General features: G+C 61.5%; 19 protein-coding genes and 4 tRNA genes. 15 read left to right on the top strand and 8 right to left on the bottom strand.

The window, feature by feature from the left end:
* Positions 1–179: 179 nt before the first annotated feature.
* Entirely contained in the window at positions 180–1,328 is a 1,149-nt protein-coding gene (gene rnd / locus C2L71_RS03435) for a ribonuclease D (RefSeq protein WP_103264388.1), read from the bottom strand.
* Positions 1,329–1,400: 72 nt separating this feature from the next.
* On the opposite strand from rnd, the gene C2L71_RS03430 reads away from it, so the two are divergent.
* Entirely contained in the window at positions 1,401–2,309 is a 909-nt protein-coding gene (locus C2L71_RS03430; protein WP_103264387.1) for a diacylglycerol/lipid kinase family protein, read from the top strand.
* A gap of 22 nt (positions 2,310–2,331) precedes the next feature.
* Here C2L71_RS03430 and C2L71_RS03425 read toward each other — a convergent pair whose 3' ends face one another.
* Positions 2,332–3,432, bottom strand: coding sequence for a TerC family protein (locus tag C2L71_RS03425; protein ID WP_103264386.1), 1,101 nt, complete (start codon positions 3,430–3,432; stop codon positions 2,332–2,334).
* Positions 3,433–3,874: 442 nt separating this feature from the next.
* On the opposite strand from C2L71_RS03425, the gene C2L71_RS03420 reads away from it, so the two are divergent.
* The 6 genes from C2L71_RS03420 (at position 3,875) to C2L71_RS03395 (ending at position 9,825) form a co-directional block, all read left to right on the top strand.
* Complete coding sequence (locus C2L71_RS03420) at positions 3,875–4,645, top strand: teichoic acid transporter (RefSeq protein WP_103264385.1); 771 nt, start codon at positions 3,875–3,877, stop codon at positions 4,643–4,645.
* A gap of 266 nt (positions 4,646–4,911) precedes the next feature.
* The gene (locus C2L71_RS03415) at positions 4,912–5,520 is read left to right on the top strand and encodes a 4Fe-4S dicluster domain-containing protein (protein ID WP_103264384.1); all 609 of its coding nucleotides are present in this window, start codon (positions 4,912–4,914) and stop codon (positions 5,518–5,520) included.
* A gap of 65 nt (positions 5,521–5,585) precedes the next feature.
* On the top strand, positions 5,586–8,189 hold the full coding sequence (gene napA, locus C2L71_RS03410; RefSeq protein ID WP_239926279.1) for a nitrate reductase catalytic subunit NapA: 2,604 nt from the start codon (positions 5,586–5,588) through the stop codon (positions 8,187–8,189).
* Between the two features lie 5 nt (positions 8,190–8,194).
* Positions 8,195–8,527, top strand: coding sequence for a nitrate reductase cytochrome c-type subunit (locus tag C2L71_RS03405; protein ID WP_103264382.1), 333 nt, complete (start codon positions 8,195–8,197; stop codon positions 8,525–8,527).
* Between the two features lie 135 nt (positions 8,528–8,662).
* Positions 8,663–8,920, top strand: a complete 258-nt coding sequence (locus tag C2L71_RS03400) for a chaperone NapD (RefSeq protein WP_103264381.1) — start codon at positions 8,663–8,665, stop codon at positions 8,918–8,920.
* A complete protein-coding gene (locus C2L71_RS03395; protein ID WP_103264380.1) occupies positions 8,917–9,825 on the top strand; it encodes a 4Fe-4S binding protein in 909 nt (302 codons plus the stop codon). Before C2L71_RS03400 ends, C2L71_RS03395 begins: the two co-directional genes overlap by 4 nt.
* A 61-nt stretch (positions 9,826–9,886) precedes the next feature.
* Here the strand turns inward: C2L71_RS03395 and C2L71_RS03390 are convergent, their stop codons facing one another.
* Together C2L71_RS03390 and C2L71_RS03385 are read right to left on the bottom strand one after the other, a co-directional pair.
* On the bottom strand, positions 9,887–10,531 hold the full coding sequence (locus C2L71_RS03390) for a response regulator (protein WP_103264379.1): 645 nt from the start codon (positions 10,529–10,531) through the stop codon (positions 9,887–9,889).
* A complete protein-coding gene (locus C2L71_RS03385) occupies positions 10,528–11,724 on the bottom strand; it encodes a GAF domain-containing sensor histidine kinase (protein ID WP_103264378.1) in 1,197 nt (398 codons plus the stop codon). The genes C2L71_RS03390 and C2L71_RS03385 overlap by 4 nt, the downstream gene beginning before the upstream one ends.
* Before the next feature lie 205 nt (positions 11,725–11,929).
* Between C2L71_RS03385 and C2L71_RS03380 the strand changes: the two genes are divergently transcribed.
* Entirely contained in the window at positions 11,930–12,073 is a 144-nt protein-coding gene (locus tag C2L71_RS03380; RefSeq protein WP_103264377.1) for a zinc ribbon-containing protein, read from the top strand.
* A gap of 162 nt (positions 12,074–12,235) precedes the next feature.
* On the opposite strand, the gene C2L71_RS03375 is transcribed toward C2L71_RS03380, so the two are convergent.
* Positions 12,236–12,310, bottom strand: a tRNA-Val gene (locus tag C2L71_RS03375).
* Between the two features lie 326 nt (positions 12,311–12,636).
* Here C2L71_RS03375 and C2L71_RS03370 point away from each other — a divergent pair.
* The 6 genes from C2L71_RS03370 (at position 12,637) to C2L71_RS03345 (ending at position 17,737) form a co-directional block, all read left to right on the top strand.
* Entirely contained in the window at positions 12,637–13,932 is a 1,296-nt protein-coding gene (locus C2L71_RS03370; protein ID WP_103264376.1) for a CaiB/BaiF CoA transferase family protein, read from the top strand.
* Between the two features lie 192 nt (positions 13,933–14,124).
* Positions 14,125–14,200 (top strand) — tRNA-Gly (locus C2L71_RS03365).
* A gap of 65 nt (positions 14,201–14,265) precedes the next feature.
* Positions 14,266–14,339, top strand: a tRNA-Cys gene (locus tag C2L71_RS03360).
* A 42-nt stretch (positions 14,340–14,381) separates the two neighbouring features.
* A tRNA-Gly gene (locus C2L71_RS03355) sits at positions 14,382–14,457 on the top strand.
* Between the two features lie 235 nt (positions 14,458–14,692).
* Positions 14,693–16,141, top strand: a complete 1,449-nt coding sequence (locus C2L71_RS03350) for a sodium-dependent transporter (protein WP_103264375.1) — start codon at positions 14,693–14,695, stop codon at positions 16,139–16,141.
* Positions 16,142–16,348: 207 nt separating this feature from the next.
* On the top strand, positions 16,349–17,737 hold the full coding sequence (locus tag C2L71_RS03345; protein ID WP_103264374.1) for a radical SAM/SPASM domain-containing protein: 1,389 nt from the start codon (positions 16,349–16,351) through the stop codon (positions 17,735–17,737).
* A 181-nt stretch (positions 17,738–17,918) separates the two neighbouring features.
* Here C2L71_RS03345 and C2L71_RS03340 read toward each other — a convergent pair whose 3' ends face one another.
* From C2L71_RS03340 to C2L71_RS03330, 3 genes are all read right to left on the bottom strand, one after another.
* Entirely contained in the window at positions 17,919–18,623 is a 705-nt protein-coding gene (locus C2L71_RS03340) for an HAD family hydrolase (protein ID WP_103264468.1), read from the bottom strand.
* A complete protein-coding gene (locus tag C2L71_RS03335; RefSeq protein WP_103264373.1) occupies positions 18,613–19,518 on the bottom strand; it encodes a cation diffusion facilitator family transporter in 906 nt (301 codons plus the stop codon). Before C2L71_RS03335 ends, C2L71_RS03340 begins: the two co-directional genes overlap by 11 nt.
* Before the next feature lie 230 nt (positions 19,519–19,748).
* Complete coding sequence (locus tag C2L71_RS03330) at positions 19,749–20,663, bottom strand: DMT family transporter (RefSeq protein ID WP_170042426.1); 915 nt, start codon at positions 20,661–20,663, stop codon at positions 19,749–19,751.
* A gap of 107 nt (positions 20,664–20,770) precedes the next feature.
* Here C2L71_RS03330 and C2L71_RS03325 point away from each other — a divergent pair, with 107 nt between their 5' ends.
* Positions 20,771–21,670, top strand: coding sequence for a LysR family transcriptional regulator (locus C2L71_RS03325; protein WP_103264371.1), 900 nt, complete (start codon positions 20,771–20,773; stop codon positions 21,668–21,670).
* Positions 21,671–21,743: the final 73 nt, after the last annotated feature.

Below are 21,743 nucleotides of genomic sequence, written 5' to 3'. Positions count from 1 at the left end.
CGCACAGGCCCCCGGGAGGCCGGGCCCGAGCGTCAAACTTCCGTAACTTTCGTTCACGAAACAGCCACGATTCGGCATCGCGGTGGCAACGCGAGGCCCCTCCTATCGACGCGGTTCCCGAAACTTGAACGACACCGCCCGGCGCGCATCGGCCGCAAGCTCCCGGCCCGCCGAACCGATCACGCCTCCCGACGCTCCACGTTCAGCTCGGCGCCGTCCAGGCTCAAGCGAATCTTGCCGTCGAGGAGATCGAGCAGCTCCTCGCCCACCAGCGAGCGTCGCCAACCGCGCAAAAGGTCAACGCCCTCGCGGTAGCCTCGCGCGACACGGGCCAGATCATCATGGCTTGCAAGGGTCGGGATCGCCACCCCGCTTTCCTTAGCGCGCAGACGCACGATGGCGGTCATGAGATCGAGCTGCGCATCGACGTTCGGCTCGCTCTTGGCGCACCGATCGGGTTCGGGCCAGGTCTCGGGCGGAGCGTCGAGCGCCGTAACCATGAGCGCCACCACCGCACGCGCATCGCGCGTGGACAGTCGCTCGCGCATGCCGCGCACCATGAACAGCTCGTCGATGGTGCGCGCTTCGCGCTTGCAAGCCTCGACGATCTGCTCGTCGGTGATCACCCACTTGCGCGGCACGTCTCGCCGTTGGGCTTCCAGCTCCCGCCATGCCGCCACTTCGCGCGCAGCCGAGAGCTGACGGCGAGACAGCTGCGAGACGCGCTTGAGGCGTCGATAGCGGCCGCGCTCGTCGGCTGCGTATTTCGCCGGGTCGCTCATATCCTCGAAGTCTCGCGCCAACCATGCGAGCCGGCCCCTGCGCTCGAGTTCTGCGCGCATGCGCTCGTACATGCGCGGCAGATACACGACGTCGTCGGCGGCGTAGTCGAGCTGTGAATCGGAGAGCGGCCGACGCGACCAGTCGGTAAACGAGTCGATTTTCTTGAGCGTGACCCCGCATTCGGCATGCACGAGGGCCGCATATCCGATCTGCTGGGTATGGCCCAGAAGCGCCGCCGCCGTCTGCGTGTCAAAGATGGGCTTCGGCAGAACGCCCACCTCGCGCAGTAGAATCTCGAGATCCTGACTGCCGGCGTGGAATAGTTTCACGACGTTCTCGTTCAGGAGCAGCGGGGCGAGTATGCCGAGATCGTCCACCGCGAACGGGTCCACGATAGCCGTCTCGTCATCGGTGGCAAGCTGGATGAGGCACAGCTTTGCATAATAGGTCTTCTCGCGCAGAAACTCCGTGTCGATGGCGAGCACGCTCGAACGAGCGGCGCGCTCGGCGAACGCCGCAAAATCTTCCTGGTTTGCTATGTACACCGATTGTTCCTTACCTTGTGCGACTCTCGCTCCATGTTGTACCATGCCATCATAGCAACTGAAAGGGAATCTGTGAAACTGCTCGTCATCAACAACCTTGCATCGGGCTTCGGCGAAGGGGCCGTCTACGACTTCGTACGATCCTTCGCCCGTGACGGCGACGAGGTGTGTCTGCGCTCAACCGACGGCACAACCGACGTCGGCGCTCTGCTCGCCGGTGCCGAAGGCTTCGACGCCGTGGTGGCAAGCGGCGGAGACGGCACCGTGGCGACGGTCAGCTACCTGTTGGCAAATTCCGGCATCCCCATCCTTCCGTTCCCCGCCGGCACGGCAAATCTGCTAACGCTCAACCTCGCCTCGCCGATGGAACCCCACGCCCTGGCAAAGATGGTTCGCGAGGGACGAACGCTCGACTTCGACCTCGGCGAGATCGAAGTGGCTGGCAGAAGGTTCGGGTTCGGCATCATGGCCGGAGCCGGCTATGATGCCGCTATCATGCACGGAGCCGAACCGGCCAAGCGTCTGTTCGGTCCAATGGCCTACCTCTCTGCAGCCATCGCGAACCCTCTGCCGCAGAAATCCCGTTTCTCCATCGAGCTGGACGACACCACCATCGAGAGCGAAGGACTGGGCATCCTGCTTGTCAACTTCTCGAAAATTCAGTTCGACATCACGGTCACCCACGAGAACGAACCGCGCGATGGCGTATTCGACGTCGTGGTGCTTAAAGCCCAGAACGCCTTCGAGCTCATCCCCGCAGTGCTTGCCGGGCTGCTCGACCGCGGCGGCGACTTCCCCGACCGCACCGAAGCCCTCGAGCTGCACCGCGCCCGCACCGTGCACGTTGTAGCCGACCCGCCCATGGAAGTGCAGTACGACGGAGAAGCCACACGGCTTACGACGCCCTTCTCGGCTCGCATCCTTCCGCGCGCCGCGCGCTTCTTCGTCTCCGAGGAAGGCTACGAGCTCTTCGGAGCGTGACGGAGGGCCCCATCCGGACAACTCACTTCTTCTCGGGCACCTCGTACGACGGTTCCGAACCCGCATCCTCCACGGTCTCGGCTTCGATCTCAAGCGGATCGGCGAATGCACTCGTAGCTTGAGCAGACTCGAGCATGAGCTGTTTGAACGAGGCGGCGTCCTCCCCGTCCATTGGCATCATGACGTACACGTTGTTGCCGATGATGACCGGTGTGATGCGCTCGGCTCGCCCATCGGCCTGCTTCGAGACCTTGTCCTGCTCGGCAGCGTCGCGGCGCAGCTCCTCGAGCATCCCGGTGCGCACGCTTTCGATCTGCGCAGCCGTCTCGTTCTTCCAACGCTCCTTGCGCCATGCGAGAACGTTCGCATTGTAGCGCATCTGGATGAGTTCAAGCACGATGCAGAACACCATGGCGAAGTACACAATAAGCTTCTCGAGCGGCATGTGAAGCAGTTCGATACCGGTGTGGAACCCGGCTGCGTCCATGACCAGAAGCGCACCGATAGCCACGATAAATGTGAGAGCGAGCATCTTCATTTCGGGATGCCCGTTGATGAAGTCGGAGATAGGATCAATAAAAATCATCATGAGTATCACGGCCAGCATGACAGCGATGATCATGATGATGAGGTGGTCGGCCAGTCCCACGGCCGTGATGACCGAGTCGATTGAGAATACCAGGTCCATGACCATGATGGTGCCCACGGCCTGCGGCAGGCCTATCATGTGCAGCGCCTTGTGCTCCTCGCAGTGCTCGGCCTTGAGCTCGGTGAGCTTGAGCGTATCGCGCAGCTCATCGATGCCCTTGTATATGAGGTACGCGCCACCAGCAAGCAAGACGAGATCGCGCACCGAGAAGCCGTGCTCATATGCGCCGAGATTCACGGAGAACAGAGTCGTTGTCATATGCACAAGATACGAGGCAAAGCACAAGAACAGGATGCGCATGAGAAGCGCGCCGGCAAGGCCCATCTTACGGCCGATATGCTGCTTGTCCGCCGGCAGGCGGTTCGTCGTGATCGAGATGAACACGAGGTTGTCAACCCCGAGCACGATCTCGAGGAATAAAAGCGTCACCAAGCTGATCCATGCTTCAGGCGTCGTGAAAATCGAAAGGTCCACCGAATGCTCCTTCTGTCTTGTCCGCTTCACCGCCGGGGCATCTCCATAAAAAAAGACTCACGGCGCCGCTGCACGATCGTGCAGCGGCGCCGTGAGTCTCGTTATTTCAGACACGCCAGGCTGTTCAGGCCATGATGTTGAACGTGCCGCATGCGCTCTGCGCCGCATGCCAACTACTCCCCCACGGGCGAGACGTATCCTAACACGAGGCGAGCAGCTCCACAATGCGGAACCGGGCAAAGCACACAACCCCGTCTCCTTTCGCGGCGATCTCGACCTGCCAGGGCATAGACCCTTGCAGCGCCCACGTCGTCCACCGGGCATCGGAATGCGCCCGGCTTTGGCTGGGCGCATTCCGCAGAAGGGCTTCTGCCCGGCAATGCTATAATGCGCAGAACGCACGACGTGCCCACACGAAACGAGAACCGCAGCAGGAGTCGCAATGCTATTCGAGCCACAGAGAAAAGAATACATCGACAACGAAGGACCGATTCGCTACCTGGACGGCAGCGGCCTGCTCAGACCGCTCGATATGCCCCGACGCCAGCTGGCTCTCATGGCCGTTTTCGTAGCGATCGCCGCTCTCATTGGCGGCGTGCTGCTGTTCAACGTGCTGGATTCCATACAGGGCAGCGCGGCGCGTTCCCAGGCGAGCGTTGAGGAGAACCTCGCACGCGAAGTGACCTACGATCTGCCGAGCTTGCCGTCGCTCATCCAGCTTGACGACGCCTCGATCAAGCAGTCCTTCGCCGATGCAGGTTTCACCACTTACGAGCCCTCGCCCTCGGAGGACGGCGCCGGTTTCGAACTCGTCAAGCTGCCTTCCGATGTGAGCTTGGCGGAGGCGGGCCTGCTTTACCAGCAAGGCGTCGCGAACCTCGATGCGCCCGACGCCGCGCGCCTGCTCAACGGGTCATGGACGTTCACGGTCGAACGCGAGAACGCGTTGGGCATGCGCCTGCGCTACACCGATTTTTCATCTGGAGGCGTCGATGCCGCTGTCGAAGCCGCCATCGCGGCGGAGGGCTTCGACGTATCCACGGCGAGCGAGACGGCTGTTGACGAGGCGGGCAACACCTTCCGCGCCGGATCCATCGACGTGAACGGCACGACGTACTCGTGGCGCGTCTCGGCCATCGCGCTTTCCGAGGTCTACAGCATATCCGGACTGCCCGAAAGCGCCACGTATGTCGGCGTGCGCATAACCGCGTAAAGCCCTCCACGACTCGACCGGCAAAACGCCGGACGCCTCGGCGAGTCCGGCGTTTTGTGTGCTTCCATGCGAAGATAACCTGCACTGCACGATCCTCGTTCCGCCCTGCAGATAACCTCGCCTCTTCCCACGTCAATATTATTCTTAACTAAAAATAGAATAAAACCCTTCCCCTATGAAGGGTTTTGCCTTCTCCTTCCCCGCGCATACCCCGATAGGCGCAAAGCGCCCGCAGGTGCATGATTCATTTCGACAAGGAGGAGTGCATGAGGATATCGAGCATCGTAGCAGGCGCATCGGCAGCAATGGTCGTGCTCCAAGCCGCATACTGCGCAACGCGCGGCGAGACCTTCTTGCTGCGGCCCCCCGGAGCACACGGAGAATCGGATTTCTCGGCGCACTGCATCAAGTGCGGCGCATGCATGCAGGCCTGCCCCTACCTCGCCATCCGGCCCGCCGGCAGCGACGTGGGCATGGCTGTGGGCACGCCGATCGTCGATGCACGTTCTCAGGCCTGCCGCCTCTGCGAGGACTTCCCCTGCGTCGCAGCATGCCCGACCGGCGCACTGCGCGACATCGACGAGCGTTCTGACGTCCGCATGGGCGTCGCCGTCATCGACGAGGACGCCTGCATCGCTTTCCAGGGCATGCGCTGCGAGGTGTGCTATCGCGTCTGCCCCCTTATCGACAAGGCCATCGCAATCGACTATCGCCTCCGCGAAGGCGACGCCATCCATTCGGTGTTCGCCCCTGTCATCGACGAGAAGCAATGCGTTGGATGCGGGTTGTGCGTGGAGCGTTGCGTGGTAAGCGAACCCGAGGTACCCATCCGCATCGCAACGGATGCCGAACGTGCGGACGGAGGCGAGGCTTGACGGCTGCTGCGCAGCGAATCGCGGCCTGCAAGAACGGCTCAGAACCGTTGAAGGACGAGGAAACCATGGACGAACAGAACGACGGGAACAGAAGGAGGGGTGTCATGGACATCTCAAGACGAGGATTCGTCAAAGCGACGGCCGTCGCGCTGGCAAGCGCCGCAGCGGCGGGAACGATGTCGTCGCTTATGGGCTGCTCAAGCGGAAACGCAACGGCGGGCGCGGCAGGCGAAGGTCAGAAGTACACGGCCGTTTGCCGGTTCTGCGGATGCGGCTGCGGCGTCATCTGCGAGGTGAAGGACAACAAGCTCATCAGTGTCACGGGCGACCCGGACAACCAGTCGAATCGCGGCCTCAACTGCGTCAAAGGGTACTACTTAGCGAAGATCCTGTACGGCGAAGACCGCTTGACCGTACCCCTCATCCGCGATGACAGCTCCACAAAGGGCACCGACGAGGGTTTGCGCGAAGCGACGTGGGACGAGGCGCTCGAACTCGTGTCGTCCAAGCTCAAGGAAACATGGAAGAACGACAAGAACCGCCTGGCGTTCTGGGGAAGCGGCCAACAGCCCATCACCGAAGGCTACTGCACCGCAAAGTTCTGGAAAGCGGGACTGCTGTCCAACAACATCGATCCCAACGCGCGTTTGTGCATGGCCAGCGCCGTCGTGGGCTTCATGAACGTGTTCCAGACCGACGAACCCGCCGGCTGCTACGAGGATTTCGACAACGCCGACGTGTTCGTTACCTGGGGCGCGAACATGGCCGAAGCACATCCGATGCTCTACTCGCGCCTGACTGCCCGCAAGCTCTCCGGCGAGGGGGTCAGGCATTACGACTTGGGCACCATCAAAACCCGCACGAGCGAGAGCGCCGACAAGACCATGCTCTTCAAGCCCAACACCGATTTGGCCATCGCCAACTGCATCGCCAACTACCTGGTGCAAAACAAGCTCTACGACGAGGCGTTCGTGAACGACCACCTCCAGTTCAAACAAGGCACAGAGAACATCGGCAATGCCACCGACGACGGCTACGACGCCTCCGATGTCGGCAAGACGGTGGACGATGTCGCCCCTATCACGTTCGACGAGTTCGCGGCACGCCTGGCGCCTTACACGTTCGAATACACCTCCGAGCTCTCCGGAGTGCCCGTCGAGGACCTCGAAGAACTCGCCAAGGTGTTCGCGGACAAGGATGCCAAAGTCATGTCGCTGTGGACGATGGGCGTGAACCAGCACAATCGCGGCACGTGGATGAACCACAATCTGTACAACATCCACCTGCTTTCCGGCAAAATCGCCAAGCCGGGTTGCGGGCCCTTCTCGCTCACCGGACAACCCTCCGCTTGTGGAACGGCGCGCGAGGTGGGCACGTTCTCGCACCGTCTACCGGCCGACCTCGTGGTGAAGAACCCCCAGCACCGCCGCTACACCGAAGCCATCTGGGATCTTCCGGAAGGCTACCTTGACGAAATTCAGAAGCCCGGCATGCACACGGTGAAGATATTCCGCGAGATGTCCAAGGGCAATCTCGGCTTTCTGTGGACGGCACACAACAACTGGGCCCAGTCCATGCCCAACCTCACGCGTTTCCTCGGCAAGGGCGAGGACAACCAGGGCATCTTCGACACGTTCATCGTGGTGAACGAGGTGTATCCGACGATGTCCACCAAGTACGCCGATGTGGTGTTCCCCGTAGCGCTGTGGGTCGAGCGCGAGGGCCAGTTCGGAAACGCCGAGCGTCGCAGTTCTGTATTCGAGAAGGCCGTCGATCCTCCGGGAGAGGCCAAGTGGGATCTGTGGGCCATCATGGAAGTGGCGCGCCGCGTCCTCGACGGCGAGCAGATCGACGGCGAGGACGCCTTCGACCACCTCTTCGGCTTCATCTACGACAAGGATGCCGCTGACTTCAAGGGCGACGATCGCGAGACGAACCGGGCTATCTGGGAGGAGTACCGCATCTTCTCGAACCCGAGCATGAACGAAAAAGCCAAGGCTATCAACGACAATGCCGACGGGACGTTCGAAGGCAAGCTGAAGATGGAGGCCAAGCAGCTTGCTCCCTATGACGAGTACCTGGCCCACCACGGCCTTACCTGGCCCGTGCGCGAAGTCGACGGCACGTGGCTGCCCACGAAGTGGCGCTTCTCGAACGGGGCGCAGGAAGACGGCTTCGACGAGGTGGGCGTCGCCCAGTATGGCACCCCCGGACTTGCGAACGACGTCAGCTTCTACAAATCCGCAAAATCCAAGCCCTCGGTGGTGTTCCGCCCTTACGAACCGCCAGCGGAAACGCCCGACAGCGAGTTCCCGTTCTACTTCGTCACCGGCCGTTTGCTCGAGCACTGGCACACCGGCACCATGACGCGCCGCATACCCGAGCTTGACCGAGCGCTGCCCGAGGCACTGCTCAACATGAGCCAGGAGGACTGTACTGCACTGGGCGTGAAGGACGGCGACATGGTCAAAGTGACATCGCGGTTCGGAGAATTCGACATTAAGGTGTCCACAGCCGGGCGCACCCAACCGCCAGCAGGCACGGTGTTCGCTCCCTTCTTCGCAGAGGAAACACTTATCAACCTGGCCGTGCAGGACACGTACTGCCCGCTGTCCAAGGAACCCGACTACAAGAAGACCTGCGTGTCCATCGCGAAGATCGAGGGGTGAAACCGATGAAGAAGTCTTTGATTACGGCGGCCCTCGTCATGACGATGGCCGCGGGGCTGGGCGCCGTGGCAGGCTGCAGCAGCGAGCCGGCAAAAGCGGACGTCAACGCAAGCATCCCCGAAGGGGCCGCGCCGCTCATGCCCGCCACGCACGATGGACGCTTCGACAGTCTCGGCGCGAACGGATGCTATGGCTGCCACGGTGCGAACGATCAGGCGAATCCCATGCTCAACGGATCGGTCGCGCTGCCTGAGGACCATTACGCGGACGGCGGTTCGAATTCGAAGGAACTCGAACCCACCCGCACGCAGTGCATTACCTGCCACGTGCAGGGATAGCGAGAGCCCGAGCGCCCCATCGGCCCGAAGGCCTTTGGACGCGCAGACCGGGAGGGCGCACAACCCTCCCGGTCCTTCCCTCTCCGGTCCGACCCACGGATACCGGAAGCAACAAGTACGAAGGCGAGGAGCATCATGGTAATATCGAGTCTGGTCGTGGAGACGAAGCCCGAGTGCACCGACAAGGTGTCGGCCGAGCTCGCAGAGCGCGCGGGCGTCGAGGTGCACGAGACGAACGGTTACAAGATCGTCGTCACCATCGAAGCTGAGACCGTCGATGATTCGCATGCCATCGCGAGCGGTTTCATCGACATTCCCGGCGTCACGGGCATCAACCTCGTGTACGCCAACTTCGAAGACGACCCCACCCTCGCCGAGGCCGGATCGCGATGAGCGCCACCCCGGATGCGTCTCGCTCGTTTCGCTGGACCTGGTTCCGCCACATCGTGCAGGTGGCGGCAATAGCGCTGTTTGCCGCACCGGTGCTCATAGCGGGCTGGAGCCTGTTCGGGGCTTCCGTCGGCGGCGACGACCCGCTCTCCACTCCTGCCGACCTGTCCTTCTTCGGCAGCCTTTCCTCCTCCTCCGTCGGCGGGCTCGCCCTTCTAGACCCATTCGGGGTCCTGCAGGTCATCGTCGCCTCGAAGACTGCGCCGGTCGAGTGGCTGCTGGCCGCGCTGCCAATAGTGTTAGTATACGGCCTGATCAGAGGACGAGCATTCTGCGGATGGGTATGCCCGGTCAATCTCGTGCTGGAGATCGAGGACGCATTCAGACGCAAGCTGGGCATCGAAGTGCGCGAGGCGCCCGTTCCACGCCGGGCTAAGCTCTGGATCGCATTGGGCGTGCTTGCACTCTCGGCCCTCACGAGCGTTCCCGTATTCGAGGCGTTCTCGCCCATCAGCGCGCTCAACAAGGGGGTGCTGTTCGGCGCGGTCACGGGACTGTGGATGCTGGCCGCCATCATGCTCGCTGAGCTGTTCTGGGGTCATCGCGTATGGTGCCGCGCGCTCTGTCCGCTGGGAGGCTTCTACGAGGCGCTTGGACGCGCAGGCCTGGTAAACGTCAAACTCGATCAGGAGGCCTGCATCCACTGCAACGCCTGCAAGCGCTCCTGCCTGGCGGATCCGGTCATCCTCGAGCCCGCGCTCGCAGGCGAGGATGCAGTCGTCCGCGCAGGAGACTGCATGGCATGTGGCGCCTGCATCGACGCCTGCCCCACCAAAGCGCTCTCCTTCGGGCTCGGCCGCGGTGCGAAGCCTGCGGAGACGGAGGAACCCGCGGCCGAGCAAGCGTAAAGGCCGCATGCTCCCGTAACGGGCAGAGGCGGAGACCGAATGCGCGTGCTCCTGAGCGTTTTTACACGTTGAGCAGCTTGTGGCGCAGCGCGTAGTCTACGAGGTCGGCTCGGGTCTTGAAACCGAGTTTTTGGTAGATCTTGCTGCGATGCGCCTCGACGGTTTTCACGGATAGGTAGATTTGCTCCGATATCTCCTTGTTCGTGAAGCCCTTGGCCAACAGCTGCAATATCTCCAGTTCGCGATTCGATAGCTGCTGGTACGAGCGATCATGCTCTTCGCCGCCGTCCACGAGGTGCTTTGTGAGGAGAGCTGCCATCTTAGGATGGATGTAACTGCCTCCGCCGGCCACGGCGCGAACCGCAGCGATAAGCTCCTCGGAGGTTGAGTTCTTCAATACGTAACCCGATGCGCCACCGCGCAGGGTGTAGAAGAGATACTCCGGCTCGGCGAACATTGTGAGAACGATGACCTTGGTTGCAGGAAAGTCCTTGGCAATCTTTTCACATGCGACAAGCCCGCTCTGCCCCGGCGGCATGGAGATATCCATAAGGAGGATATCGGGCTTCTCGCGCGCCGCCACCGCGTACGCTTGGGCTCCATCGGCGGCCTCTGCCACCACTTCGAGCTCGGGATCTTGCTCGAGTATCATCTTGAAGCCCGCACGCACCACCTCGTGGTCGTCGGCCAGCATGATGCGTATCATGCCCCCTCCTTGCCTTCCGTCGCATGCATCGGAGCAACGAGCGTAACCTTCGTCCCATCCTGCCCCGACGCAACGTCCAACGTCGCTCCTATTATATTGGCGCGCTCCTGCATGCCGAGCATCCCGCATCCGCTCCCCTTGATCTCAGGCTCATCGGCATTGAACCCGCAACCATGATCCACCACGCTCACGTGCAGCCAACCATCGGAGTCCTCAAGCGTTACATAGATGCGATCGGTGTCGGAATACTTGCACGCGTTCAGAATGGCCTCTTGGCAAATGCGGTACGCCTGCGTCTCAAGCGCCTGGTCGAACCGGTCGCACGAGAGACCACCCGCGAACAAAATCTCAGCACCGTAAGTCTTTTCGAATACCGCCGCCTGGGAACGCAACGCCGCAACGAAGCCCAGATGATCGAGCGCCAAGGGCCTGAGCTCCACCGATATGTTATGCAGTTCATCTAGAATGCGATCGATGTCGTTCGCCGCGTTGAAGACGAGCGCGGCACCTTCGCTGTCAACGTGGGCATCAAGACGCTTGAGCAAAAACGAAACGGCCAGCAACTCCTGAGCGATGCCGTCGTGCAGTTCACGTGAAATACGCTTGCGCTCATCCTCCTGTGCGGCGATGACGCGCGAGAGCTCCGAACGAACGTATATGGGGTTACGCGCGGAATCCGCACGTTTCCCGGACGCGATGCGCTCGAAATCCATGAAGTCGGCGGACACGACGTCCAGATCGCACATCTGACCGCCCAGATCTTCGATCAGCCGCCGGTAGGCCTTTTCGTGACGACTGCTCACCGAGCGGTACGCGCAGAGCAACGCGGCGACCACGCGTCCTTCCTGCATGAGCGGCAGTGCGCAGAAGCTGCGCAAATCCTCGGCGAAAACGATGGGATACGACGAGTATTCCCGCGGATCGATTTCTTCATCGATGTCGATGAACATCATCGGCTTGCCCGCTTTGATCACGATGCCGCCGATACCGTGACCGGGTGCGAGCACGATGCGACGATAGCGCTCCCCTGTCGCGCCAGCGCTGTACACCCATTTGAGCGGCGCGCCGATGAATGCTGTAAGGCCGAGCGCGACAAAATCGAAACCATGGCGCGTCCTCAGGGCAGCGACCGCCTCCGCATACGTCTCATCTTTACCCGCCAGGACATAGTCGCTGAAATTCGAGGCGCCCACCTCGCCCTCCTTCCCTCTGTCGCAGCACAGGGTATGTCGCGCTCCCCTTCGACAACCCATTATCCCCCAAGTCGAGCTGTTTTGCACGGTCGGCCAGGATCCCGCCGTCAACAAACCGTCGCGCATCCGGGTTCCGACCGCTGCCCGACGGGAATACGAGCGTGATAGTCTTTCGGCTGCACGCACCCGATGAAAGGAGCTTTTCATGGAGTACAAGACTGGAGACAAGCCGGGCGAGGGATCGTACCGCTGCAAGAACTGCGGGTACATCGTCCGCATCACAAGCGAGACCGAGGCGTTGCCCGCCTGCCCCAACTGCGGGCACCATGAGTTCGAGAAAAAGGATTAGCCGACACCTGAGCGGGCGGTTGCAAGCCGGGCACTTCGAGTCCATCCGGACAGAACGATGCTCGCCTCCGTATCGAATTCGCTTTTTGCCGCCGGAGGCAAACCGCCCAGGGTTCGGCCGATAAAAAAGCCGGGAACCTGAGGTTCCCGGCTATCATATGCATGGTGGGCGATACAAGATTTGAACTTGTGACCCCTACCGTGTCAAGGTAGTGCTCTCCCCCTGAGCTAATCGCCCATGCTGATGAAGTGCGATGCGTTTTCGCATCAGCAAGGAGACAGTCTACCAGAACGAAGCCGCGCGGCAAAGACCGTTTTTAAAAAATTCAGCAGCCACCTCGCATGCCGCAACGCATCATCCCTCTCCCCGATTCAACAACGCAACGATCGGCCGCATGCAGATCCTTTGAAGCTCGGGATGCCCTGTGCGCCTCTCACGAACCTCGAACTCGCTCGTTGTCGAGCTTCCGGAGAGATCCAGCCATCTCTCAGAGACGTGGCGCCGCCCCTCGCCTATACTGTCTCCATGGTTTAGAAACGTGTGCCAATGCAAAGGAGATGGACATGACCGAACGACCAGAAACCGTCCCTCGCGGTCTCGAGGGCCTCGTCGTCGTCGAACTGGGCGATTACGTTGCCATGCCAGCTTGTCCACGGCAACTCGGCGAACTCGGAGCCACCGTGTACAAGGTGGAGACGCTTTCGGGCAACCTTCATCGCATGGACGGGCCGGGCTTCGGCATGCCCGAGCTCGGCATGGACAACCCCGCTTTCGATATGAGCAACGCCAACAAGCGATTCCTTTCGCTCGACATGCGCACGGAAGGCGGACGAGAAATCATGTCGAAGTTGTTGGACAAAGCGGACATCTTCGTGACGAGCCTTCGCAATCCGTCGCTCCAGCGGCTCGGCTACGACTACAAGACCCTGCATGAGAAGTACCCCAAACTTGTTTATGGCCAGATGCGCGGCTACGGCGAACGCGGCCCCATGAAGGACGCCAAGGGTTTCGACGCCACCTGCTACTCGGCACGCGGTGGGCTTTTGATGTCCATTCCGCAGGATGACGAGCACTTCCAGCCCGGCAATATGCCGGCGGCGTTCGGCGATTGGAACGCGAGCATCGCGCTCGGCATGGGCCTTATGAGCGCGCTCTGGCGTGCGGAAAAAACCGGCGTCGGCGACCTGGTCACCGTGAACCTGCACCATATGGCGCTGTGGGCCATGCAAGTACCCGTCGTCTCCCAACCCTTCGGCGTGCCGTTCCCGAAGAACCGCAAAGAGGCCCCCTGCCCCACCAACAACGCCTACCAGACGTCCGATGGCGTGTGGTTCCTCATCTGCTACGGATCGTACGATGCATGGTATCCCTTCGTCATGCGCCTGATCGGCCTCGAGGAGTACGCCGAGGACGAACGCTTCGCAAACTGCGCCCATATCAATGCAAACGGAGAGGTGCGCACCGTCATCCAAATGATGGCCGATGCCTTCTCGCAACACGACTGGGCGTACTGGGAGGCTCTTTTCAAGGAGAAAGACGTCCCCTATGCGATGTGCAACACCATGGACGACGTGATGCGCGATGAGGAAGCTTACGCCAATGACATCCTTCGGCCCATCCGCTACGACAGCATCGGCGAGCATGCCATCACCACGACGCCCGTGCGACTGAAAAGCGTGGGCGACCCGGTCATCACGCGCGCGAAGCCAGTAGGCTACGACACCGCCGCCGTCATGGAGGAACTCGGCTACAGCAGCGAGGACGTCGAGCGCTTTGTCGAGATGAACTGGGTCCGCTGCTTCGATGGCGAAGCTCCCGAGTCCATCGAAGAGCCCTCCTTCGGTCCTGCGGGGCTATAGTTGTGGATAGGCGCGGCCCTGAACCGAAACGCTCTCGCCGAAGGCGAACCGGCATCAAGCCCAAGCCAGAGCACGTTCCGCCCGACTGCCGCACCGACGACACACGGACCGGCTCCGAAACCTGATTTTCTACCGAATTGAAAAAAGGACTTGCGCGCCCCGGTACGTTCGGATATCATATTTCCTCGCGATGCGGACGTGGCTCAGCTGGTAGAGCACGACCTTGCCAAGGTCGGGGTCGCGGGTTCGAACCCCGTCGTCCGCTCCATCGTCAGTGCAAGGCCGGTCATTCGTACTTGGTTTGACCGGCCTTTTCATGACGGATCGCTGCGTGGCGACGTGGCCAAGTGGTAAGGCAGAGGCCTGCAAAGCCTTCACCCCCGGTTCGAATCCGGGCGTCGCCTCCATTCGCTTTCCTTTGTGCCTGCGAATGTTGTACAGCCCTATAAGCGGACGTGGCTCAGCTGGTAGAGCACGACCTTGCCAAGGTCGGGGTCGCGGGTTCGAACCCCGTCGTCCGCTCCACGAAACCATGACCCGCCATGCGGCAACGCGCGGCGGGTTTTTCTTTCATTCCGTCGTTCTCGAACCATCGAGAAGCTTCTGACTGATATGCGAGCGAGAAGCCCCCGTCCTCCCCGACTCCGCCGCTCCCCGTCCTTCCCCTATCCGCCTCCCCTTCCGAATCTGTTTGCTGTACAATTGCAACGTTTTGCCAACAGGGCAATCTTGTACAAGACAAGCTGCGAAGGGACGTGGTATGGCGAGAGCAGAAGCCGCCGGAGCCGAGAAGATCGAGACGACCGGCGAACGGGAGCGGTTCGGGTCGCGATTGGGATTCATCCTGATATCGGCAGGATGCGCTATCGGCCTGGGCAACGTGTGGCGCTTCCCCTACATCACGGGGGAATACGGCGGCGCGGCCTTCGTGCTCATGTACCTCGTGTTCCTTGTCATCCTGGGGCTTCCCGTCATGGTAATGGAGTTCGCCGTGGGGCGCGCCAGCCAAAAGAGCGCGGCGAAGGCCTTTGACACGCTGCAGCCGTCAGGTAGATGGCACTGGTTCTCATGGTGGGGCTACATCGGGTGCATGGTGCTCATGATGTTCTACACCACGGTGGGCGGCTGGATGCTGTCGTTCGTGGTGAAGATGGGCACGGGAGCGTTCAACGGCCTGGACAGCGCGGGCGTCGGCGCCGTGTTCAACGGCATGCTGGCGAATCCCACTGAACTCGTGGGATGGATGCTCGTGGTCATCGTGCTGGGCTTCCTCGTGTGCAACCTGGGACTCCAGAAGGGCGTCGAGCGCATCACGAAAGCGATGATGGTGTGCCTGCTGGGCATCATGGCGCTGCTCGTGATACGCGCCGTCACGCTGCCGGGAGGGTTGGAGGGCCTTGCGTTCTACCTCGTTCCGGACTTCGGCAAATTGTTTGCAGGCGCAACGGCTGCAGAACAATGGGCCACGTTCGGCAACGCGGTATTCGCAGCCATGGGCCAGGCGTTCTTCACGTTGTCGCTGGGCATCGCCGCCATGGAGATCTTCGGAAGCTATATCGGCAAGGAGCGCTCGCTCACCGGCGAGGCGCTGCGCATCTGCGGGCTGGACACAGCCGTAGCGCTCATGGCTGGCCTCATTATCTTCCCGGCATGCTTCGCATTCGCGGTGGAGCCTGACAGCGGGCCGGGCCTCGTGTTCGTCACGTTGCCCAGCGTATTCAACCAAATGCCGCTCGGCCAGCTGTGGGGCGCGTTGTTCTTCGTGTTCATGAGCTTCGCCGCGCTGTCCACCATCATCGCGGTGTTCGAGAACCTCATAAGCTGGTCGATGGACAAGTGGGGCTGGACGCGCCGAACAGCCGTTGCACGCACGGCCGGTATCGTTACGGTGCTCAGCTTGCCGTGCGCCCTCGGATTCAACGTGCTCTCCGGCGTGACCGTGCCCGCTCTTGGCGACATCCAATCCATCGAGGACTTTATCGTCTCAAACAACCTGTTGCCGCTCGGCAGCCTGTTTTTCGTCTTGTTCTGTGTCACAAAGAGCGGTTGGGGTTGGGATAATTTTCTGGCTGAAGCAGACGCCGGCAAAGGCGCAAGATTCCCAGCCTGGTCACGGTTATGGCTTAAATTCGGCATCCCAGCGCTCATCCTGGCGATTTTTGCGATGGGCTACGTTCCGAAGATCGCCGTGTGGCTCGGGATGGTCTAACGCAGACGCATCTTCACGTGCGCGTTACGATTCGTTGAACGATCCGCCTTTGCAATGCTCGTGTAAAACATCGTTTTTATACTGCTGTATCGAAAAACCGACGTGCCCGGTCGATATTGAAGGCCGCCGTTTACGGCGGCCTTCGCTGCGACGGGCGCGCAGCACGGCCCTTGGGGCGAACGGGGTTCTACAACAAAGGAGCGGTACATGGCGGAAACGAAGAAGACGCTGGCCGAAAGCGCGCAGGCAGCGATCGCGCGAACCATCCTCGGATACGTGCAAGGGGGCGACCCGGATGTGCAGCTGCCCAAGATCCTCAGGGCCGTGGACGTGCTGATGCCCAACGATTACCTGGTGGAGCAACGTGCTTTGTTCCACCAGGTAATCGACGATCCCGACAACAACTGGATGACGTTACTAAGAAGCCTGTGGACCGATATCGATCCCGGCGTGCGCGAGAAGGCGATCGAGAACTTCCTCGTGAACGCAAGCCTCATCGGCCTGCGCCGCCAGGACGCCGCAGCGGCCGAGCACGGCTGCAACGTGCCGTGGGCCATGCTCGTGGACCCCACGAGCGCCTGCAACCTGCACTGCACCGGCTGCTGGGCTGCCGAGTACGGCGATCGGCTGAACCTCTCGTTCGAGGAGCTGGACTCCATCGTGGAGCAGGGCAAGGAGCTGGGCGTGTTCTTCTACCTGTTCTCGGGCGGCGAACCGCTCGTGCGCAAGCGGGACATCATCCGGCTGTGCGAGAAGCATGACGACTGCGCGTTCACGGCGTTCACAAACGCGACCCTCATTGACGACACGCTGGCCGAGGACATGCTGCGCGTGGGGAACTTCATACCCGCGATCTCGGTGGAGGGCTTCGAGGAGGCCACGGACGCCCGCCGCGGCTCCGGCACGTACCGGGCCGTCGTGCACGCCATGGCCGTGCTCAAGCGCCACCGCCTGCCTTTCGGCGTGTCATGCTGCTACACGCACGAGAACGCCGCCTCCATCGGCAGCGAGGCGTTCATCGACGACCTCGTGGCGCGCGGGGCAAAGTTCGCCTGGTTCTTCACCTACATGCCCGTGGGGGCCTCGGCGCCGACCGACCTCCTTGCCACAGCCGAGGACCGTGCGTTCATGTACCGCCAGATCAGAGCCTTCCGTAAGACGAAGCCCATCTTCACCATGGACTTCTGGAACGACGGCGAGTTCACGCAAGGCTGCATCGCCGGCGGGCGGCGCTACCTGCACATCAATGCAAACGGCGACATCGAGCCCTGCGCGTTCATCCACTTCTCCGACGCGAACATCCGCACCACGCCTATCCTCGAAGCGCTCAAGCGGCCGCTGTTCATGGCCTACCACGACAACCAGCCGTTCAACGACAACCACCTGCGCCCCTGCCCCGTGCTAGACAACAAAGACCGCCTGGCCCAGATGGTGGCTGCCTCGGGCGCGCACTCTACCGACCTGGAAGAGCCGGAGGACGCGGCAGCGCTCTGCGCCAAGACGCACGCTACGGCCGACCACTGGGCGCCCGTAGCGCAGAGCCTCTGGGAGGAGGGGCACTGGACGAGCGGCCCGAACGCGGGAAGGCGCAAGTAGACCTGCAACCTACGAGGCGACTCTCGCAGGGAGAGGACGTGCGGAGGCGCCGAGCAGGTGCGAAAGCCCCTCATCCCATGCGCCTCCGCCCGCAAGAGCCGCCTGCTCGTTGGAGCTCTTTCGCTGCCGGCGGGCCCGGGCGTCCGAACCGGCCGGGGGGCTTCGACGTGTGAAGCATCACCTACAGCAAGCTTGGAATGTCCGAAAGGGTTCTCACGCGGACGTGAGGACAGTCGGTTTCCGCATCGCGACGGTCGATGATGATGGGGCGGATTCCTGCGGCTGAAGCCCCGTCGCCGTCGGCGTCAGGACGGTCGCCGATATGAGCAACATGCGCCGCCCCGACACCCAAGCGCTCGCATGCGAGATCGAATATGACGGGATCGGGCTTGCGGTAGCCCACGACTGCCGATGACACCACTTCGTCGAAGTACGGCAGCAGCTGCATGCCGCGCAGCAGATCTTCTAAACCCGCGTCCCAGTTCGAGACGACGGCAAGCAGCAACCCGAGTTCCTTGAGCGCGCGCAGGCATCCCAGAACATCGGGATAGGCTTCCCAGTGGTCGGAACGTTCGAACGCCGCATGGACCTCGCCAGCCATGCCGTCAGCATCGTGTCCTATGCCGACCAGATGGCACACGTAGCGGTACTGATCGAGCCAGATGGCCGTCGACCCTTCGTGCGAACACCAGAAGTCGCCATCGCGCAAGTATTCGGCCTCGTAGTAGGCGTCCATCGCAGGCATATACGGCTCGAAATCGCGCACCGTGAGGTCATGACCGCGCTCCGCCGCCACTCGCGCCATCGTCTCAGCCACCGAGGGACACGGTCTGATGAGCGTCGAGCCCACGTCGAAACACACCGCTTGTATCGTCCTACTCTTCATGGCCGTCATCGGGTTCGATGTGCACGAGAACCTCTACCACATTCGGATAGCGCCGCTGGACAGAGCACTCGACCGCTTCCGCCAGCTCATGGGCTGCAACCACCGTCATGTCAGGAGCCACAAGCACATGCAGATCGGCGTACACCTCGCCCTCCGTGCCGCGCGTGCGGATTCGGTGGGCGCCCCGCACACCCGCAATCGACATGGCCGTCGCCCGAAGATCGTCCTCGGGAATGCGCGCATGATCTGAAAGCGTGGCGAATGCATGCTTGAAGACATCGTAGGCGGTCGCGAGGATGGCAAGCGTGACCACCAGCGCCATGATAGGATCGGCTATGGGAAATCCGAGCGAAACCGCGACGAGTCCAACGATAACCCCCACCGATACGAGCGCGTCGGAGAGCGTGTGATTGGCATCTGCCGCAAGCACTTCGCTTTTAAGCCGTTTCGCGCAGCGGCGCTCGTACGTCGTCACGCCCAGGTTCACTGCAAGCGTTCCTATCATGACAGCGAAAGAGATCGGCGTGACCTCGACCGTAAAGACCCCGGAAACAAGCTTCGCGATCGCGCTCGAGCCTACCTCGAAGGCAGCCAGAAGCAGCAATGCGCCGATGGCGAGGCTCGCATAGGTCTCGAACTTGGCGTGACCGTAAGGATGCCCCTCGTCCGCCGGGCGCACCGCGAGCGCGATGCCTACCAACCCAACGACGTTGCCGGCAGAGTCGAACACCGAGTGAATACCGTCGGCCTGCATGGAAGCCGAACCGCTGATCACGCCGTAGACGTACTTCGCCGCAGCGACGGCAAGGTTGAGCATGAGGACGATCCAGAGCACGCGCCTGATGGAGCGCATACGCTGCGATACGGGATTTTTCGATGCGAACGCCTTGGCCATGGCGCGTCCTCTTTCGTGCTCGAACGGAATAATCGCCGTCCCTCGCAAGCGGCCGGCCCTCCGACAGGCTGCCTGCACGGGTTGCGCGACGCTCTTTACCTCGAAGGCCACATGCGGGCGGATCCGACCATCATAGCGCACTTTCGAAACCGTCGGATGAAAATGAGGCTGTCGGCGACAAGCCGTCGCCTGCTCCTTGCCGCCGCCCTCGCCGCTCTTCGGCCAGTCGATCAACGCGATGCTTCGGCGCCGTCGACCGCACTGCACGCGGTCGGGGCGCGCAGCCGCATTCGCACTCGATCCCAATCCGTCAAGGCGATCGCCACACCGGACATCATGAGCGCGGCACCGAGGTAGTTGAGCGGCGCAAACCGCTCGCCCAACAAGACGAACGCGAACACCGCCGAGAACAATGCTTCCGACGACCAGATGATGCCCGCGCGTTCAGGCGTCGAATTCTGCTGCGCGACGGGCTGCATCACGAAGCAGTATGCGCTGCACAGAAGCCCGAGCCCGAGAACGGCGATCCACTGCTGCGGCGTCGCGGGAAGCACGATCGTTTCGAAGCATACCGTCCCTGCGCCTGCAAGAAGCGCCGCGACGCCCAGCTGCAACGCCCCAAGCTGAAAGGAGTCCACCCGATGTGAGACGGAGCCGACGAACACGATGTACACCGCATTGAGGGAAGCTGCAAGCAGTATCCATAGCGAGCCGGCATCGAAGTCGAGCGGATTCGCATCGGTGAGGAAGCACACGCCCGAGATGCAGAGCGCGGCCGCTATCACAATCCCCAGCCGCGGCAGCTTCCTGACGAGCACGGCTTGAAAAACAGCGACGAACACCACCTGGACGGAGATTATGAAGCCGCCCGTGGAGGCCATGGTGGTGCCGAGTCCGTACAGGACGCTCGTACACACCCCGAAAAGGACGGCTCCGCTCGCACAGGCGCAGAGCGCCGTGGAACGCGAGATGCCGCGCAGCCGGCGGCGAAATACGACGGCGACCGCGATGAAGGCGACGGAGAAGCGCAGGAACACGATATCGAGCGGCGAGAGTCTCTCGATGCCCATCTTCATGAACAGCCACGAAAGACCCCATGCCATCGCGATACTGATAAGCACAAGCTCGCTCTTCCTCTGAGACATGCTGCTGCTCCTTTTTTCGATAGACCGCATCTTTGCCAAACATATGGTAAGCGGCTGCTGTATATTTGTGAAACGCATGTTTATAATTTTATTCATGAGAAAGCTGCATGCTTATGAGCAGACGCTATCGCACGCTTATCGAAGTCGTGAGGCTCGGAAGCCTCACGAAAGCCGCAGAGAAGACCGGCTACACGCAATCGGGCATCACCCATCTTCTGAACTCGATCGAAGCAGAATGGGGCGTGACCTTCGTCGCACGTAACCGCAACGGCGTATCGTTGACGTCGGACGGCGAGAGGCTGCTTCCGTTCGTCCAAGACCTCGTCGCAGCCGAAGAAGCGCTTCATGAGCAGATCGACGCCTGCAAAGGCTTGGAAACGGGACTGGTGCGTATCGGGTCGTTCAGCAGTGTTTCCACCCACGCACTCCCCCGGATCATCGGCTCGTTCAAAGCAGACTATCCGGGGATCGACTTCGAAATACTGCACGGCACCTATTCCGACATCGAGACTTGGCTGCATGAGGGCCGTGTCGATCTTGGCTTTCTCGTCGATCCGGTCGATGCTAAGTTCGAAAGCCGGTTTTTCTTCCGCGACAAAATCGTCGCGGTGCTTCCCGAGCATTTCGACGGTCCGACAGACTGCCCGCTCCCTCTTTCGGAATTCGAAAAGCATCCTTTCATTATGATCGAAGAGGGAGACGGCAATCGATTCAGATCGTACTTCCGCGCCTATGGCATTCGCCCTCGCATCGACTACAGCGTGCGCGAGGACGCTGTAGCCGTAGCCATGGTGGAAAGCGGACTCGGCATAAGCCTCGATTACGAGCTGAGCCTGCTGCGCGCCCCATACCGGGTCGTTACAACCGACCTCGAGCACCCCGCATATCGAGAGATCAGAATCGCCTGGAACCGACGACGCAAACCGTCTCCGATCGTCCGCACGTTCCTCGACTTCGCGACTGACGACGGAAAGCCGCACCAAACCCTATCGGAAGATACGCGGTGATGGACCGAATGCACCAGGCGGCAGAACGCAGGGCGGACCTGAGGCTGCGATGCAGGAGTTTTGGGCCCGAATG

It is taken from the genome of Enteroscipio rubneri (genome assembly GCF_002899715.1).
Lineage (GTDB): Bacteria > Actinomycetota > Coriobacteriia > Coriobacteriales > Eggerthellaceae > Enteroscipio > Enteroscipio rubneri.
This window is presented reverse-complemented; position numbering and strand designations above follow the sequence as displayed.

Bases quoted from the DNA above. Each gene is read 5' to 3' on its own strand.
- C2L71_RS03325 (WP_103264371.1), top strand. From the start codon at position 20,771: ATGCTTATGAGCAGACGCTATCGCACGCTTATCGAAGTCGTGAGGCTC.
- C2L71_RS03415 (WP_103264384.1), top strand. From the start codon at position 4,912: ATGAGGATATCGAGCATCGTAGCAGGCGCATCGGCAGCAATGGTCGTG.
- C2L71_RS03420 (WP_103264385.1), top strand. From the start codon at position 3,875: ATGCTATTCGAGCCACAGAGAAAAGAATACATCGACAACGAAGGACCG.
- C2L71_RS03335 (WP_103264373.1), bottom strand. From the start codon at position 19,518: ATGGCCAAGGCGTTCGCATCGAAAAATCCCGTATCGCAGCGTATGCGC.
- C2L71_RS03340 (WP_103264468.1), bottom strand. From the start codon at position 18,623: ATGAAGAGTAGGACGATACAAGCGGTGTGTTTCGACGTGGGCTCGACG.
- napA (WP_239926279.1), top strand. From the start codon at position 5,586: ATGGACGAACAGAACGACGGGAACAGAAGGAGGGGTGTCATGGACATC.
- C2L71_RS03390 (WP_103264379.1), bottom strand. From the start codon at position 10,531: ATGATACGCATCATGCTGGCCGACGACCACGAGGTGGTGCGTGCGGGC.
- C2L71_RS03395 (WP_103264380.1), top strand. From the start codon at position 8,917: ATGAGCGCCACCCCGGATGCGTCTCGCTCGTTTCGCTGGACCTGGTTC.
- C2L71_RS03330 (WP_170042426.1), bottom strand. From the start codon at position 20,663: ATGTCTCAGAGGAAGAGCGAGCTTGTGCTTATCAGTATCGCGATGGCA.
- C2L71_RS03350 (WP_103264375.1), top strand. From the start codon at position 14,693: ATGGCGAGAGCAGAAGCCGCCGGAGCCGAGAAGATCGAGACGACCGGC.
- C2L71_RS03380 (WP_103264377.1), top strand. From the start codon at position 11,930: ATGGAGTACAAGACTGGAGACAAGCCGGGCGAGGGATCGTACCGCTGC.
- C2L71_RS03400 (WP_103264381.1), top strand. From the start codon at position 8,663: ATGGTAATATCGAGTCTGGTCGTGGAGACGAAGCCCGAGTGCACCGAC.
- C2L71_RS03405 (WP_103264382.1), top strand. From the start codon at position 8,195: ATGAAGAAGTCTTTGATTACGGCGGCCCTCGTCATGACGATGGCCGCG.
- C2L71_RS03370 (WP_103264376.1), top strand. From the start codon at position 12,637: ATGACCGAACGACCAGAAACCGTCCCTCGCGGTCTCGAGGGCCTCGTC.
- C2L71_RS03345 (WP_103264374.1), top strand. From the start codon at position 16,349: ATGGCGGAAACGAAGAAGACGCTGGCCGAAAGCGCGCAGGCAGCGATC.